Annotated in this window: 16 protein-coding genes; 6 read left to right on the top strand and 10 right to left on the bottom strand. The window is 64.6% G+C overall.

The genetic code is table 11. The features are described from left to right. The first annotated feature begins 57 nt into the window (after window positions 1-57). Together V5B60_RS13285 and V5B60_RS13280 are read left to right on the top strand one after the other, a co-directional pair. A complete protein-coding gene (locus tag V5B60_RS13285; RefSeq protein ID WP_034939169.1) occupies window positions 58-1,104 on the top strand; it encodes a type IV pilus twitching motility protein PilT in 1,047 nt (348 codons plus the stop codon). Between the two features lie 26 nt (window positions 1,105-1,130). Next, window positions 1,131-2,270 carry a PilT/PilU family type 4a pilus ATPase gene (locus tag V5B60_RS13280; RefSeq protein WP_332347505.1) on the top strand — a complete coding sequence of 380 codons (1,140 nt, stop codon included), beginning with the start codon at window positions 1,131-1,133 and terminating at the stop codon, window positions 2,268-2,270. A 42-nt stretch (window positions 2,271-2,312) separates the two neighbouring features. Here the strand turns inward: V5B60_RS13280 and V5B60_RS13275 are convergent, their stop codons facing one another. The 3 genes from V5B60_RS13275 to V5B60_RS13265 are packed head-to-tail and all read right to left on the bottom strand — an operon-like array spanning window position 2,313 to window position 4,742. Next, entirely contained in the window at window positions 2,313-3,452 is a 1,140-nt protein-coding gene (locus V5B60_RS13275; RefSeq protein ID WP_332347504.1) for a THUMP domain-containing class I SAM-dependent RNA methyltransferase, read from the bottom strand. Between the two features lie 19 nt (window positions 3,453-3,471). Next, window positions 3,472-3,888 (bottom strand): CopD family protein, encoded by a 417-nt coding sequence (locus V5B60_RS13270; protein ID WP_332347503.1) that lies wholly within the window; start codon window positions 3,886-3,888, stop codon window positions 3,472-3,474. Further along, entirely contained in the window at window positions 3,882-4,742 is an 861-nt protein-coding gene (locus tag V5B60_RS13265) for an NAD-dependent epimerase/dehydratase family protein (RefSeq protein WP_332347502.1), read from the bottom strand. Before V5B60_RS13265 ends, V5B60_RS13270 begins: the two co-directional genes overlap by 7 nt. Window positions 4,743-4,826: 84 nt before the next feature. Between V5B60_RS13265 and V5B60_RS13260 the strand changes: the two genes are divergently transcribed. Together V5B60_RS13260 and V5B60_RS13255 are read left to right on the top strand one after the other, a co-directional pair. Continuing rightward, window positions 4,827-5,900, top strand: a complete 1,074-nt coding sequence (locus V5B60_RS13260; protein WP_332347501.1) for a CDP-6-deoxy-delta-3,4-glucoseen reductase — start codon at window positions 4,827-4,829, stop codon at window positions 5,898-5,900. After that, window positions 5,893-7,068 carry an EAL and HDOD domain-containing protein gene (locus V5B60_RS13255; RefSeq protein WP_332347500.1) on the top strand — a complete coding sequence of 392 codons (1,176 nt, stop codon included), beginning with the start codon at window positions 5,893-5,895 and terminating at the stop codon, window positions 7,066-7,068. Before V5B60_RS13260 ends, V5B60_RS13255 begins: the two co-directional genes overlap by 8 nt. Before the next feature lie 102 nt (window positions 7,069-7,170). Here V5B60_RS13255 and V5B60_RS13250 read toward each other — a convergent pair whose 3' ends face one another. From V5B60_RS13250 to V5B60_RS13230, 5 genes are all read right to left on the bottom strand, one after another. Next, window positions 7,171-7,875, bottom strand: a complete 705-nt coding sequence (locus V5B60_RS13250; protein ID WP_332350563.1) for an ABC transporter ATP-binding protein — start codon at window positions 7,873-7,875, stop codon at window positions 7,171-7,173. 24 nt (window positions 7,876-7,899) lie between these two features. Then, window positions 7,900-8,670 (bottom strand): ABC transporter ATP-binding protein, encoded by a 771-nt coding sequence (locus tag V5B60_RS13245; RefSeq protein ID WP_332347499.1) that lies wholly within the window; start codon window positions 8,668-8,670, stop codon window positions 7,900-7,902. 2 nt (window positions 8,671-8,672) lie between these two features. Continuing rightward, window positions 8,673-9,749 carry an ABC transporter permease subunit gene (locus V5B60_RS13240; RefSeq protein ID WP_332347498.1) on the bottom strand — a complete coding sequence of 359 codons (1,077 nt, stop codon included), beginning with the start codon at window positions 9,747-9,749 and terminating at the stop codon, window positions 8,673-8,675. Continuing rightward, the gene (locus tag V5B60_RS13235; RefSeq protein ID WP_332347497.1) at window positions 9,746-10,669 is read right to left on the bottom strand and encodes a branched-chain amino acid ABC transporter permease; all 924 of its coding nucleotides are present in this window, start codon (window positions 10,667-10,669) and stop codon (window positions 9,746-9,748) included. Before V5B60_RS13235 ends, V5B60_RS13240 begins: the two co-directional genes overlap by 4 nt. A 169-nt stretch (window positions 10,670-10,838) precedes the next feature. Then, entirely contained in the window at window positions 10,839-12,047 is a 1,209-nt protein-coding gene (locus V5B60_RS13230; RefSeq protein WP_332350561.1) for a branched-chain amino acid ABC transporter substrate-binding protein, read from the bottom strand. On the opposite strand from V5B60_RS13230, the gene V5B60_RS13225 reads away from it, so the two are divergent. Continuing rightward, complete coding sequence (locus tag V5B60_RS13225) at window positions 11,947-12,285, top strand: hypothetical protein (RefSeq protein WP_332350705.1); 339 nt, start codon at window positions 11,947-11,949, stop codon at window positions 12,283-12,285. The genes V5B60_RS13230 and V5B60_RS13225 overlap by 101 nt on opposite strands. Here V5B60_RS13225 and V5B60_RS13220 read toward each other — a convergent pair. Then, window positions 12,272-12,577, bottom strand: a complete 306-nt coding sequence (locus V5B60_RS13220; protein WP_332347496.1) for a c-type cytochrome — start codon at window positions 12,575-12,577, stop codon at window positions 12,272-12,274. The two genes, V5B60_RS13225 and V5B60_RS13220, sit on opposite strands and share 14 nt — an antisense overlap. Before the next feature lie 191 nt (window positions 12,578-12,768). Beyond that, the gene (gene ilvD, locus V5B60_RS13215) at window positions 12,769-14,625 is read right to left on the bottom strand and encodes a dihydroxy-acid dehydratase (RefSeq protein ID WP_332347495.1); all 1,857 of its coding nucleotides are present in this window, start codon (window positions 14,623-14,625) and stop codon (window positions 12,769-12,771) included. 83 nt (window positions 14,626-14,708) lie between these two features. On the opposite strand from ilvD, the gene lgt reads away from it, so the two are divergent. After that, complete coding sequence (lgt, locus tag V5B60_RS13210) at window positions 14,709-15,506, top strand: prolipoprotein diacylglyceryl transferase (protein ID WP_332347494.1); 798 nt, start codon at window positions 14,709-14,711, stop codon at window positions 15,504-15,506. Window positions 15,507-15,536: the final 30 nt, after the last annotated feature.

Raw genomic sequence — 15,536 nt, 5'->3', positions numbered from 1 at the left:
CGCAGATTGTTCGCAGTATAACACCGCGCCCTGCCCACCGCCCGAGGACCGAACCGGATGGACATCACCGAACTCCTGGCTTTCAGCGTCAAGAACAAGGCTTCCGACCTCCACCTTTCTGCCGGTCTGCCACCGATCATCCGCGTCAACGGGGATGTCCGGCGGATCAACCTGCCGGCGATGGAGCACAAGCTCGTGCACGGCATGGTGTACGACATCATGAGCGACGCGCAGCGCAAGCAGTACGAGGATACCCGCGAGTGCGACTTCTCCTTCGAAATTCCCAACCTCGCCCGTTTCAGGGTCAATGCCTTCGTGCAGAATCGCGGCGCCGGTGCCGTCTTCCGGACGATTCCGTCGAAGGTCCTGACCCTGGAGGACCTCAACTGCCCGCGCATCTTCAAGGACATCTCGGAGTATCCGCGCGGAATCGTCCTCGTCACGGGGCCCACCGGCTCCGGCAAGTCGACCACCCTGGCGGCGATGATCAACCACGTCAACGAGAACGCCTACCACCACATCCTCACAGTCGAGGACCCGATCGAGTTTGTACACCAGCCGAAGCGCTGCCTGATCAACCAGCGCGAAGTCGGACCGCACACACTTTCCTTCCAGAACGCGCTGCGCTCGGCACTGCGCGAGGACCCGGACGTGATTCTCGTCGGCGAGATGCGCGACCTCGAAACCATCCGGCTCGCACTGACCGGCGCCGAGACCGGTCACCTCGTCTTCGCCACCCTGCATACTTCGAGCGCAGCCAAGACGATCGACCGCATCATCGACGTCTTTCCGGCGGCCGAGAAGGAAATGGTGCGCTCGATGCTCTCCGAGTCGCTGCGGGCGGTCATCTCGCAGACCCTGCTGAAGACCAAGGACGGACAGGGACGCGTCGCGGCACACGAAATCCTGATCGGAACGCCGGCCATCCGCAACCTGATTCGCGAGAACAAGGTGGCGCAGATGTACTCCTCGTTGCAGACCGGGCAGCAGTTCGGCATGCAGACGCTCGACCAGGCATTGATCGAACTCGTCCGGCGCAACATCGTCTCGGCACCGGAGGCACGCATGAAGGCGGCCAACAAGGACGCCATCCCTGGCGCATAGCCAGTCGTTCAGTCAGGAGGAACAGCATGGAAAACGATCAGGCTTTGAAGTTCATGCATGAACTGCTGCGCCTGATGGTCCAGAAACACGGATCAGACCTCTTCATCACGGCGAACTTCCCGCCGGCGATCAAGGTCGATGGCAAGGTGATCCCGGTGTCGAGCCAACCGCTGCTGCCGCAGCACTCGGCAGAACTGGCGCGATCGCTGATGAACGACCGCCAGGCATCCGAGTTCGAGGCGACCAAGGAGTGCAACTTCGCCATCTCGCCCTCCGGCATCGGTCGCTTCCGCGTCAATGCACTGGTGCAGCAGGGCCGTGTCGCAGTGGTCTGCCGGACGATCAATCTCGCCGTTCCGACGCTGGAGGAACTCGGGCTGCCGCCGGTGCTCAAGGACATCGCGATGACGCTGCGCGGTCTGGTCATCTTCGTCGGCGGTACCGGCACCGGCAAGACGACCTCACTGGCGGCACTGGTCGACCACCGCAACCAGAACAGCCAGGGACACATCATCACCATCGAGGATCCGATCGAGTTCGTGCACGAACACAAGAAGTCGATCGTCACGCAGCGCGAGATCGGTGTCGATACCGATACCTGGGAAGTGGCACTCAAGAACACCCTGCGCCAGGCACCGAACGTCATCATGATGGGGGAGATTCGCGACCGGGCGACGATGGACTACGCCATCGCCTTTGCCGAGACCGGGCACCTCTGCCTCGCGACGCTGCACGCCAACAGCGCCAACCAGGCCATCGACCGGGTGATCAACTTCTTCCCCGAGGAGCGCCGGCACCAGTTGCTGATGGACCTGTCCCTCAACCTGCGTGCGCTCGTGTCGCAGCGTCTGCTGCCGAAGAAGGACGGCAAGGGGCGCGTGCCGGCGATCGAGATCATGCTCAATTCGCCGCTCATTTCCGACCTCATCTTCAAGGGCCAGGTACAGGAGATCAAGGATGTCATGAAGCGGTCGCGCGAGCTGGGCATGCAGACCTTCGACCAGGCGCTCTTCGACCTCTACGAAGCCGGCCTGATCACCTATACCGATGCCCTGCGCAACGCCGACTCGCTCAACGACCTGCGGCTGCAGATCAAGCTGCATGGCAAGGAGTCGAAGGACCGCGATCTCACCGCCGGGCTCGGTCACCTCGGCATCGTCGAATGAAGGCTCCGCCGCGCCGGCTGGCGGTCACGCTGCGGCGAGCCGTCAGCCGCGGTTGCTGCCGGCAACCATGCGGAACTCGTAAAGCCGGCACTCCAGAGCGCCGTTGAACAACGGCGTCCTGCGGCTGGGTGTCAGCCGCACCATCCGAGGCAGGCGGGTATCGGCGCTGATCAGGCAGCAGGTCCAGCCGGCGAAATGGCGCTTCAGGGCACTGCCCAGCAAGGGGTAGAAACGCGCCAGCTCGTCGTCGTCGGAAACCCGCTCGCCGTACGGCGGATTGCTGACCATGATGCCCCTCGCGGCCGGCGCCTCGATCTCGAGCAGATCGCCGGCAGCGAGACGCACCGCCGGCAGCAGCCCGGCGCGATCGAGATTGGCAAGGGCTGCGCGCACGGCCACCGGCGAGATGTCGCTGCCGAAGATGGCCCTCTCCGTCACCGCACGCTCCCCGGCTCGTGCCCGCTCAAGAAGGCCCTGCCAGAGCTCCGGCTGAAACTGCCGCAGGCGCTGAAAGGCGAACTCGCGCCGAGCGCCCGGCGCCCAACCGAGCGCCATCTGCGCCGCCTCGAGAAGAAAGGTGCCACTGCCACACATCGGGTCGAGCAACGGCACACCCGGCTGCCAGCCACTGAGGCGAAGGATGCCGGCGGCAAGGTTCTCCTTCAGCGGCGCGTCGACGGTCTTCTGCCGGAAGCCGCGTTGATGGAGCGGTGCGCCCGAGGTATCGACATACAGGGTGCATTCGCTCTGGTTGAGGAAAGCCTGAATCCTGACGTCGGGCTGGCGCGTATCGACGCTCGGGCGGCTGCCCGAGTCGCGTCGGAAACGATCACAGACAGCGTCCTTGATGCGCAGCGTGATGAACTCGATGCTCCTGAGCGGACTCTTCTGCGCCGTGACATCGACCCGGATCGTCTGCCGCGTCAGGAACCAGCGTGGCCACGGCGTCTCCAGTGCCAGACGATAGACGTCGTCCTCGCTGGCATAGGGCGCCCGCGCCACCCGCCAGAGGACGCGGGTGGCAATCCGCGAGTCGAGATTGGCGCGGTAGCAGACCGGCCATTCGCCGCTGAAATGCACCCCGCCGGCAATCGCTTCCAGTTGGCCGGCGCCGGCCGCCAGCAGGTCGTCGGCCAGCAGATGTTCCAGGCCGCGTGGGCAACTGGCAAAAAATCGTTCCATCGTCGTTCGCCGCTCCAGGCTAGAAAGGCTTGACCACGGCGAGGTAGGTCGCTGCCAGCAGCAACAGCACCGGCAACTCGTTGAACCAGCGATACCAGACGTGCCCGTGCCGATTTCGCCCGGCCGCGAAGTCGCGCAGCAGGCGGCCGCAGTACGCATGATAGGCGACCAGCAACAGCACCAGCGCCGTCTTCGCGTGCAGCCAGCCGCCACCAAAGCCAAAGCCGAACCACAGCCAGAAACCCAGGGCGATCGCCAGCACGCCGATCGGCGTCATGAAGCGATACAGCTTGCCGGCCATCAGCAGCAGTCGCTGCCGCTCGGCCTCGCTGCCCGCAGGCACCATCGCCAGGTTCACGAAGATCCGCGGCAGGTAGAACAGCCCCGCGAACCAGCTCACCACCATCCACAGATGCAGCACCTTGACCGTCAGCATCGACCGCTCCTCTCTCTCGCCGCCGCCGCAACGCCATCAGCCACCAGCGGAAAGCGCAGGCGCGCCTGCAGTTCAACCCGGGCACGCCGGTTCAGCAGGCGGCGCGACTCACTCATGAACGACAACTGCAGTGGCGACAGCAGCTCTTCCGCTTCACACCGCGACACCCGCGGGACCTTCGGCAACCCGAAGTGATCGGCAACGAGGTCGAAGTACTCGCCCATCTTGATGCGCGAATCGTCGGTCGCGTTGTACGTCCGGTTGCTCCGTCCGTAACGCAGTGCGGCACAGGCCAGCAGCGCCAGATCCTCGGCATGGATGTGGTTGGTATACACATCGTCGGCATCGCACAGCGCCGGGCTGCCTTTGCGCAGCCGCTCGATCGGCAGACGGTCGGCGGCGTAGATGCCGGGTGCCCGCAGGATGCTGACGACGACGCCGCTCCGGCCAAAAAGGCGCAAGCGCCGCTCGGCATCCAGCCGGCGGCGAGCGCGGGTGGTCGTCGGTCGCAGGCGCCGCGTCTCGTCTACCAACTCCCCGGCACAGTCGCCATAGACACCTGTGGTGCTTATGTACACGATTCGCTGTGGTAGACTCCTGCCCCGAGCCAGAGCTGCCAGCAGCCAGCGGGTGCGGGGGTCGCGGATGGCGCCAGGCTGGCGCTCTCCGGCAGGCGCCGGTGGCGGCGCCAGATGGACCACGAGGTCGGCCAAGCCGGCGAGTCGCTGCAGGCTTCTGGGCTGATCGAGGTCGGCGACGACCGGTCTGGCCCCGTGTTCTCGCCAGAAAGCGCACTGCTCGCGATCACGTACCAGCGCCAGTACGCGGTAATGGCCGAGCAGATGGGGAAGCATGCGACGCGCCACGTCACCGCAACCAACGATCAATAGTCTTCGCACCACATGATTCTACCGGATCGGGACCCGCACGGAGAAGCAATGGATCATCAGGTGGTTGTCAAGCCAAGCGGACATGTCTTCTCCGTCTCTGCCGACGAAAGCATCCTCGCCGCCGCACTCCGGCAAGGGCTGAACCTTCCCTACGGCTGCCGCGACGGTGTCTGCGGCAGCTGCCGCGGCCGCGTCCTGAGCGGCGAGGTGGCCCACGGCAACGCGTCGACCGCCGTTCTCGGCGAAAGCGACCGTCTGGCCGGGTTCGCCCTCCTTTGTTGCGCGACAGCAAGGACCGACCTCTGCATCGAGACCCCGGAAGTCAGGGCGCTCACCGACATACCCGTCCGCACCCTGCCGGCACGCGTGCACCGGCTGCTGCGCGTCGCGCCCGAAGTGATGATCGTCGAGCTGCGCCTGCCGAGCAGCGAGCGGCTGCAGTTTCTCGCCGGCCAGTACGTGGACATCCTGCTCAAGGACGGCAAGCGGCGCTCATTCTCGCTCGCCAATGCGCCGCACGACGACAGCGTCCTGCAGCTGCATGTCCGCCACGTGCCGGGTGGGCGGTTCACCGAACACGTCTTCAACAGCATGCGTGAGCGCGACCTGCTGCGCCTGCGTGGTCCCTTGGGCAGCTTCTTTCTGCGCGACGACTCGCCGAGGCCGATGCTCCTGGTTGCCGGTGGCACCGGCTTCGCGCCGATCAAGGCGATCGTCGAACATGCGCTGGCGCAACGCAGCACGCGACCGATGGACATCTACTGGGGTGCGCGCCAGCGAGCCGACCTCTACCTTCTGCAACTCGCGCGGCAATGGGCAGCGGAGCATCCCTGGATTCGCTTCGTCCCGGTCCTCTCGGAGTCACCGCCTGCCGACCGCTGGCATGGCCGCACTGGTCTGGTGCATGCGGCGGCGATGTACGACCACCCCGACCTGTCGCAACACCAAGTCTATGTCTGCGGCGCGCCGGCCATGGTTGCTGCCGCCCGCACGGATTTTCTTGCCCACTGCCAGTTGCCGACCGAAGAATTCTTCGCCGACTCCTTCGACTACGCTGCCGATACGCAACTGGCCATCGCTACCGGCCCTGCGCCGGAGATGAACGGATCACCGCATGACTGAGGTCTTCATATCGCGCCAGCCGCTGGTCAACCGACAGAACCGGATCATCGCCACCCGCCTGTTGCTCCATCTCACCGCCGACGACGGCATGCCGGCCGCCGTGATGGCGCTCGACTCTCTCGCCAGCGTCTGGCCCATCGGCGGCAAGCCACTTTTCGTCAGTTGCCCGGCGGCCGCCATCGATGCTCGCCTCCTCGACTGGTCGGCACCCGAAAACGCGACGATCGAGTTGCCCGCGACATGCCTGCTCGGCGAGCACGGACCGGATCTGATCGCCGCCATCCAGACCTGGCAACCGACGATCTGCCTGCATTTCGATCCGCAAGCGGCGCGAGCGCTGTCGCTCGGACTGCAATGCCGCTTCATCGGCTTCGACACGGAATGTCTGAACAGCGCCCAGCTCAAGCTTCTCGCCGCCCGCACAAGGAGCCACGGCATGGGCATCGCCTTCAAGGTGCCGACGACGGCCGACTTTCGCGCCAGCATGGACGCCGGCATGACGGCAGCTGCCGGCTGGTTCTTCACCACCCCCAGCGGCGTCCCGGCCAAGACACTGAGCGCCAGCCAGGCAAACATCATGCGCCTGGTCAATCTGGTGCGGAACAATGCCGAGATGCGGGAGATCGAGGTGGCGCTGAAGCAGGATGTGGCGATCTCCTACAGGCTGCTGCGCTACATCAACTCGGCTGGCTTCGGTCTGTCCTGCGAAATCCAGTCGTTTCGCCATGCGGTGACGATGCTCGGCTACGACAAGCTCAATCGCTGGCTGTCGCTGCTGCTCGCCACTGCCAGCAAGGATCCGCTGGCACCGGCACTGATGCACACTTCGCTCGTGAGAGCTCGCCTGATCGAGTTGCTGGCCACCGGTCTGGTCGACAAGTCCGAATACGACAACCTGTTCATCACCGGTGCATTCTCCCTGCTCGACGCGTTGCTCGGTCTCACCATGGAGCAGATTCTCGAAGCGATGCGCTTGCCGGAGCCAATTACCGACGCGCTGCTCGGCAACGGCGGGCGCTACCAGGCCTTTCTTGACTTGGCACTGGCCAGCGAAGCCGGTGATGGACCTGCCATCGCCGAGCAGGCGGGAATGCTCGGACTGACCGCCGCACAGTTCAACAGCGCGCAACTTCAGGCACTGGCATTCGCCGACGCAATGGAGTTCTGAAGGCGCCGGCGCCCCGCGAGGGGCAAGCGGACGCCAGCCGATGAACCCTGCCAGGCCAATCGCCGGAACACTTCCGACAGCCAGCCACGACGAACGTCGGGGCTATTCGCCCAGATACGCGGCGCGCACCTTCGGGTCGGCCAGCAGACGGGTGGATTCGTCAGTCACCGTGATCTCGCCACTTTCCATGACATAGCCGCGCTGACTCACCTCCAGCGCCAGTTTGGCATTCTGCTCGATGAGCAGGATCGTCATGCCCTCGCTGGCAACGGCACGGATCACCTCGAAAATCTTCTGCACCATGATTGGCGCGAGCCCCATCGACGGCTCGTCGAGCAACAGCAGGCGCGGCTTGCTCATCAGGGCGCGACCGATCGCCAGCATCTGCTGTTCGCCACCCGAGAGCGTTCCCGCAACCTGTTGCGCCCGCTCCTTGAGGCGCGGGAAGAGGCCGAGCACATGTTCGAGGTCACGCGCGACCGCCGTCTTGTCGTTGCGGGCGTAGGCGCCCATGTACAGGTTTTCGAGGGTGGTCATGCGCGGGAACACCCCCCTGCCCTCGGGCACCAGGGCAATGCCCTCGGTGACGAGGCAATGCGGTGGCACCTGCAGGAGTTCCTTGCCACGGTAGCGCACGTCGCCGCCGGCAGGCTCGAGCAGGCGCGCCAGCGCCCGCAACGTGCTGCTCTTGCCGGCACCGTTGGCACCGATGAGGGCCACCATCTCGCCCTCGCTGACGTGAAAGCTGATGCCACGAACCGCCTGAATGCCGCCGTAGGAGACACGCAAGCCGTTGACTTCCAGCATGTTCATCCGTTTCCTTCGCGTCGCCTAAGCACCGAGGTAGGCCTCGATGACGCGCGGATCCTTCTGCACCACTGCCGGCACGTCCTCGCAGATCTTCTCGCCGTAATCAAGGACCGCAACCCGGTCACACAGTCCCATCACCAGCTTGACATCATGCTCAATGAGCAGAACCGTCACGCCGTCGCGCCGGATTCCCTCCACGAGTACGCGCAATGCCTCGGTTTCGGTACCGTTCATCCCGGCCGCCGGCTCGTCGAGCGCCAGCAGCTTGGGTTCCGTGGCAAGCGCACGCGCAATCTCAAGCCGTCTCTGGTCACCGTACGACAGGTGCCGCGCATAATCATGCGCCCGCTCCTGGATACCCACGTAGTGCAGCAGTTCGTCGGCGCGCCGCGCAATCGCCTCCTCTTCGGCACGCGTCGCCGGGTTTCGACTGATGGCGCCGAAGACGCCGGCGCGGGTGCGCAGGTGGCGCCCGACCATGACATTCTCGATCGCCGTCATGTTGCCGAACAGCCGGATGTTCTGGAACGTCCGCGCGATACCGACTGCGGCGGCCTTGTGCGGGGCATCGGCCGCGAGCCTCACGCCGTCGAAAACGAAGTGACCGCTTTCGTTCCGGTAGAGACCGGTGAGGCAATTGAAAAAGGTTGTCTTGCCGGCGCCATTCGGTCCGATCAGGCCATAGATCTCGCCGCGGTGGATGGTCAGGGAAACGTCGTGCAGCGCCTTGACGCCGCCGAAGTGTTTGGCGACCTCGTGTGCCGCGAGAAGAATCTGCCGCTGCTCTGCCATGCTCAGTCCGTCGCCTCACTGAGTTCGCGGCGGCGCAACGACGAGGGCCACAAGCCCGCCGGGCGGAAACGCATCACGAGCACCAGTGCCAGACCGAAGACGAGCATGCGCAGGCTTTCGGGATCGATGATCATGCGCCCGAAGACCGCTTTCTGCAGCGGCTCGATGCCGTAGCGCAAGGCCTCGGGCAGCCCGGTCAGCAGGACTGCGCCGAGAATCACGCCCGGAATGTGCCCCATGCCGCCAAGAACCACCATCGCCAGGATCGTGATCGACTCCATCAACGAGAAGCTCTCGGGACTGACGAACCCCTGCATGGCAGCAAACACTCCTCCGGCTATGCCGCCGAAAGAGGCCCCCATGGCGAAAGCCAGCAACTTGATGTTGCGCGTGTTGATGCCGCAGGCCTTGGCTGCCACCTCATCCTCGCGAATTGCCTGCCAGGCCCTGCCGATGCGCGAATTTTGCAGGCGGATGTTGATGACGATGACCAGCGCCGCCAGCGCAACGAGCAGGAAGTAATATTTCTGCGGGCCGGAGAGGGAAATGCCGAAGAGGCTGCTGGTCTTGGCAAAAGAGAATTCGCCGATGCGGATCGGGTCGATCAGCGTGATCCCCTGCGCACCGTTCGTGATGTTGATCGGTGCGTTGAGGTTGTTCATGAAGATGCGGATGATCTCGCCGAAACCGAGCGTGACGATCGCCAGATAGTCGCCGCGCAACTTCAGCGTCGGCGCGCCCAGAAGGACGCCGAAGAGGCAGGCGAGCGCCGCGCCGAGAGGCAGGATCACCCAGAACGGCAGGTGGATACCAAAATGTGGCGATGCCAGAAGTGCGTAGCAATAGGCCCCGACCGCGTAGAAGGCAACGTAACCGAGGTCCAGAAGACCGGCGTAGCCAACGACGATGTTGAGGCCGAGCGCGAGGAAGACATAGAGAATCGCGAAGTTGGCAATGCGGACCCAGGCCTGGCCTCCGAGAGCGGCGACAAAGGGCACCGCCAGCAGGACTCCGAGGAGCAGCAGCAACCCCAGCCACTGCTGCAGCCCGCGCGGACCGCGTCTCGACTCGCCGCTCATGCCCGGTCTCCCGTGCGCTCGCCGAACAGTCCGGAAGGACGGAACATCAGCACGACGATGAGCACCATGAAAGCGAAGATGTCCTGATAGTGGCTGCCGAGGAAGTTGCCCGTGAGGTCACCGATGTAGCCAGCGCCCAGCGCCTCGATGATTCCGAGCAGCAGACCGCCGGCCATGGCACCCGCCATGTTGCCGATCCCGCCGAGCACGGCCGCGGTGAAGGCCTTCAGGCCCAGCATGAAACCCATCTGGTAATGAGCGATCTCGTAGTATGAACCGACCATGCAGCCGGCCAGCGCTCCGAGAGCGGAGCCGATGATGAAAGCCATGGCGATCACGCGATCGATGTCGACGCCCATCAGCAGCGCCACATGCTGGTTCTGCGCCGTCGCCCGCATCGCCATGCCCATGCGGGTGCGCTGCACGAGGTAGGTCAGTCCGATCATCACCAGCGCGGCGAGAACGACGATCGCCACTTGCACGTTGGTGAAACTGGCGCCACCGACCTCGTAGATCCGCTTGTCGATCATCGGCGGGAAAGTGATGTAGTTGCGGCCCCAGATGATCATCGCCACGTTCTGCAGAACGATCGACATGCCGATTGCCGTGATCAGCGGCGTCAGTCGCGGTGCATGACGCAGCGGACGATAGGCGACGCGTTCGAGGCCCCAACCCAGGACCATGCACGCGACGACTGCGATCAGCAGACCAACGGTGAGAATCAGCAGCGGCGGCATGCCGCTCCCGGCCAGCGAGACGATGACGGTGAACGCGACCATCGTGCCGATCATTACGACTTCACCGTGGGCAAAGTTGATCAGGCCGATGATGCCATAGACCATCGTATAGCCGAGCGCGACGAGCGCATAGACGGCGCCGAGCGTGAGGCCGTTGATGAGTTGCTGCAGGAGAGTGTCCATGGTCAGGCTTTCCGCAACGAAGCGCTTTGGGCGAACCAGGGTATCCGACTCATGGAACTGTTGCCCGGCAACCCGGAATCCTTCCCGGAAGCGCCGAGCAACGGCGGACACGGCCAAACGGAGGGAATGGCTCGCGCCATTCCCTCTCTGCCGGTTTGCCCGGCAAGCCTTACTTCTTGGCTTCCGGAGCTGCCGCCGGCGCTGCTGCGGGTGCGGGAGCCGCCGCCGCGGTACCACCCTCGGACTTCAGCGTGACCAGCTTGCCTTCCTTGATCACGAAAACGGTGATCGCGCCGTTCTTGATGTCACCCTTCTCGTCGAACTCGATCTTGCCGGTGACTCCGTCGTAGGCGGTCTTGCCGACTTCCGGCAGGTACTTGACCGGGTCAGCCGAATTCGCCCGCTTCATCGCATCGACCAGCACCATCACCGCATCATAGCTGTACGGCGAATAGATCTGGATCTGGCCGTACTTCTTGGTGAAGTCCTCGACGAACTTCTGGCCGTTCGGCAGCTTGTCGACCGGCAGACCGGCTTGCGTGCAGATGACGCCTTCCGAGGCGGCACCCGCGAGCTTGATCAGCTCCGGCGAGCAACCACCGTCACCGGTGGTGAACTTCGCCTTGATACCGAGTTCCTTGATCTGCTTGAGCATCGGACCACCGACTGCGTCCATGCCGCCGAGGAAGATCACGTCGGGATTCTTGGCCTTGATCTTGGTCAGGATCGCCTTGAAATCGGTCGCCTTGTCGGTGGTGAACTCGCGCGCGACAATGGTGGCACCCGCGGCCTTGGCAGCCTTCTCGACCTCGTCGGCGAGACCTTGGCCATAGGCGGTCCGGTCGTCGATGATCGCCACCTTCTTCGCACCCATGTCCTTGACAGCGTAGGTGCCGACCACCGAACCCTGCTGGATGTCGTTGGCCATGACACGGAAGGTCGTGTTGAAGCCCTGTTGCGTGTACTTGGGATTCGTCGCCGAGGGTGAAATCTGTGGCAGACCCGCCTGGTTGTAGATCGCCGAAGCGGGAATCGTGGTACCCGAGTTCAGGTGCCCAACGACACCGGCCACCTTCGCGTCGACCAGCTTCTGGGCCACCACGGTACCGGTCTTCGGATCCGCCTGGTCGTCCTCGCCGAGCAGCTCGAACTTGACGATCTTGCCGTCGATCTCCAGCTTCTTGGCGTTGGCGTCGTCGACGGCAAGGCGGGCGCCGTTCTCGTTGTCCTTGCCAAGGTGGGCGATCGGCCCGGTCAGCGGGGCGACGTGGCCGATCTTGACCACCATCTCCGGCTTCGGCGCAGGTGCCGGCGCAGCGGCCGGTGCCGGCGCTGGTGCAGCAGCCTTGGGTTCCTCCTTCTTCCCGCAGCCGATCATCGCCACCGAGGCGGCCAGCGCCACCAGTACACCAGGAATGTGTGCATGTTTCATGGGTTCATCTCCAGTATTGTCTTCTTACGGGGCCAGCGAACGCGCGATTGTCCAAGCCCATCAGGAACTTGTCAACCAGCATATGGAACCCGGAAACGCCATTTCACTCGTCATCGATGCGGCAGAAACGAAAAACCGGCACCTGGCCGGTCTTTCTGCTGCCTCAGCCTTCACTTCAGGCTGAGAATCCACTTGACGAGCTTGTTCGCCTCGTCGGGGGTGACGGAGGGATTCGGCGGCATCGGCACCGGCCCCCAAACACCCTTGCCGCCCTTGATCACCTTCTCGGCGAGCATGGCTTCATCCTTGGCCGTGTACTTCTTGGCCACATCCTTGTACGCCGGGCCAACGACCTTCTTGTCCACCGCGTGACAAGACAGGCAGTTCTTCGACTTGGCCAAGGCCTCATCAGCCTGGACAGCACCCGCAGACATCACGCCGGCAGCCGCCAGCAGGCACGCGTAGATCGCTTTCATGCTCACACTCCGTTCAGGTAAAGGGATTGAAACGCCGCGATAGTATTTCAGTTTGGCCCGCTTGCAAAGCATCGCGAGCCGGCCGAGTCCGTTCCGCAAACAGAGCGCCCGTGACCAGCCGGGTTAACGCGGCACGCTGTCGGGCGTTGACCTCACCAAGGCAACGACAGAGCACCCGCGACCGGCCGTCATCAGGCGCCGCGCAGCTGTCCGATATCGCGGACGGCGCCAGTGGCGGCCGAGGTGGCCATCAGCGCGTACGCCTGCAGCGCACGCGAAACGACGCGCGCGCGGGCAGCCGCCGGTTGCCAGGCAGAATCGCCGCGGGCATCCATCGCCGCCCGTCGCCTCGCCAGCTCGGCGTCAGCGATGGCCAGATGGATGCGACGGCCGGGAATGTCGATCTCGATCAGGTCGCCCTCTTCGACGAGGCCGATCGCCCCGCCTTCGGCGGCCTCGGGCGAGACATGGCCGATCGACAGGCCCGACGTGCCGCCGGAGAAGCGCCCATCGGTCAGCAGCGCACAGGCTTTGCCCAGCCCCTTCGACTTGAGGTAGGAGGTGGGATAGAGCATCTCCTGCATTCCCGGGCCTCCCTTTGGCCCTTCGTAGCGAATCACCACCACCTCGCCGGCACGCACCTGGTCACCAAGGATCGCCTGCACCGCGTCGTCCTGGCTTTCGAAGACCCGTGCCCGCCCGCTGAACACCCAGATCGCCTCATCGACGCCGGCGGTCTTGACGATGCAGCCATCCACGGCAATGTTGCCGTAGAGAACGGCAAGACCTCCGTCCTGCGAATAGGCATGTGGCTGGCTGCGAATGCAGCCACCGGCACGGTCGAGGTCGAGGTCCGGGTAACGACGGCTCTGCGAGAACGCCGTCTGCGTCGGAATGCCCCCGGGTGCGGCGCGATAGAACTCGCTGACCACCGCCTCCTGCGCGCGCAGGACGTCCCAGCGATCGATCGCTTCGCCCAGCGTCGCCGCATGGACGGTCGGCACGTCGCGATGGATCAGCCCTGCCCGGTCGAGTTCGCCGAGAATCGCGAAAATGCCGCCGGCGCGGTGCACGTCCTCCATGTGGTAGTCGGGCGTCGCCGGCGCGACCTTCGCCAGACACGGCACCCGGCGCGAGATGCGGTCGATGTCGGCCATCGTGAAATCGACGCCGCCTTCCTGCGCCGCAGCGAGAATGTGCAGCACTGTGTTGGTCGAGCCACCCATCGACACGTCAAGCGCCATCGCGTTCTCGAAGGCAGCCAGGCTGCCGATCGAACGGGGCAACACCGCAACGTCATCGCGCTCGTAGTACCGGCGGCAGAGATCGACGATCCGCCGGCCGGCCTCGAGGAACAGTCCGCGACGATCGGCGTGGGTGGCCAGCAGGCTGCCGTTGCCGGGCAAAGAAAAGCCGAGCGCTTCGGTGAGGCAGTTCATCGAGTTGGCGGTGAACATGCCGGAGCAGGAGCCACAGGTCGGGCACGCCGAACGCTCGAAGGCGTCGACCTCGGCGTCGGAGCAGTTGCTGTCGCCGCCCTTGACCATCGCGTCAACGAGGTCGATCGCCACCACCTTGCCACCCCACTGTACCTTGCCGGCCTCCATCGGACCACCGGAGACGAAGATCGTCGGGATGTTCACGCGCATCGCCGCCATCAGCATGCCCGGAGTGATCTTGTCGCAGTTCGAGATGCACACCATGGCATCGGCACAGTGGGCATTCACCATATACTCGACCGAATCGGCGATGAGGTCACGCGAGGGCAGGGAATAGAGCATGCCGTCGTGCCCCATGGCGATTCCGTCATCGATCGCTATGGTGTTGAATTCCTTCGCCACGCCGCCGGCAGCCTCGATCTCGCGCGCCACCAGCTGCCCGAGGTCCTTGAGGTGCACGTGTCCGGGGACGAACTGCGTGAAGGAATTGACGACCGCGATGATCGGCTTTCCGAAATCGCCATCGGCCATCCCGGTGGCACGCCAGAGGGCGCGCGCGCCAGCCATGTTGCGACCGTGCGTCGAGGTGCGGGAACGATAGTGCGGCATCGCGGATCTCCATTCGGGAACCCGCCTCGAGGCGACGGGCTATAATGCCGATTCTATCCGAAAGCCCTCGGGGTGTTGGCGCCGTGTTGACCCATCCGCAGTTCGACCCAGTCGCCGTCTCGCTCGGCCCACTGCGTGTGCACTGGTACGGTCTGATGTATCTGGTCGCCTTTCTCCAGTTCTGGTGGCTCGGCAAGTACCGGCTGCTGCATCAGCCGCAGTTAGCCCGCGCGGGCTGGACCGTCCGGCAGCTCGACGACCTGCTCTTCTACGGCGTCCTCGGAGTGATCGTCGGTGGCCGCCTCGGGCAGGTGCTGTTCTACGAGCCGGGCTACTACCTGACGCAGCCGCTGCAGATTCTGGCCATCTGGCGCGGTGGCATGTCCTTTCACGGCGGCCTGCTCGGCGTGCTGGCGGCGATGGCGCTGTACGCGCGCAAGAGCGCTCGCCACTGGCTCGAAATCACCGACTTCATCGCGCCGCTGGTGCCCCTCGGACTCGCCGCCGGGCGCATCGGCAACTTCATCAATGGCGAGCTGTGGGGCCGCGCAGCCGATCCTTCACTGCCCTGGGCGATGGTCTTCCCGGCAGTGGACGAACTGCCGCGCCATCCCTCGCAGCTCTATCAGGCCGGACTCGAAGGCCTGCTGCTGTTCGTCGTGCTCTGGCTGTACGCCCGCCGCGAGCGGCCACACGGCGCCGTCTCGGGCGCCTTTCTCGTCGGTTATGGAATCCTGCGCTGGCTGGCCGAGTATTTCCGCTCGCCCGACGCCGGGATTTTCGGCTTTTCCCATACCGTCAGCATGGGGCAGTGGCTGTCACTGCCGATGGTCGCTGCCGGCATCCTGTTGATCGTCGCCGCGGGCCGCCAGCGCGCCTGAGCTGCCCCGTTGCCGGGCCGCGGCCAAGGA

Origin of the sequence: Accumulibacter sp., assembly GCF_036625195.1 — a bacterium.
Taxonomy (GTDB): Bacteria; Pseudomonadota; Gammaproteobacteria; order Burkholderiales; family Rhodocyclaceae; genus Accumulibacter.
Note: the sequence above shows the minus strand (reverse complement) of the source record. Positions and strands in the feature narration are given on the sequence as shown.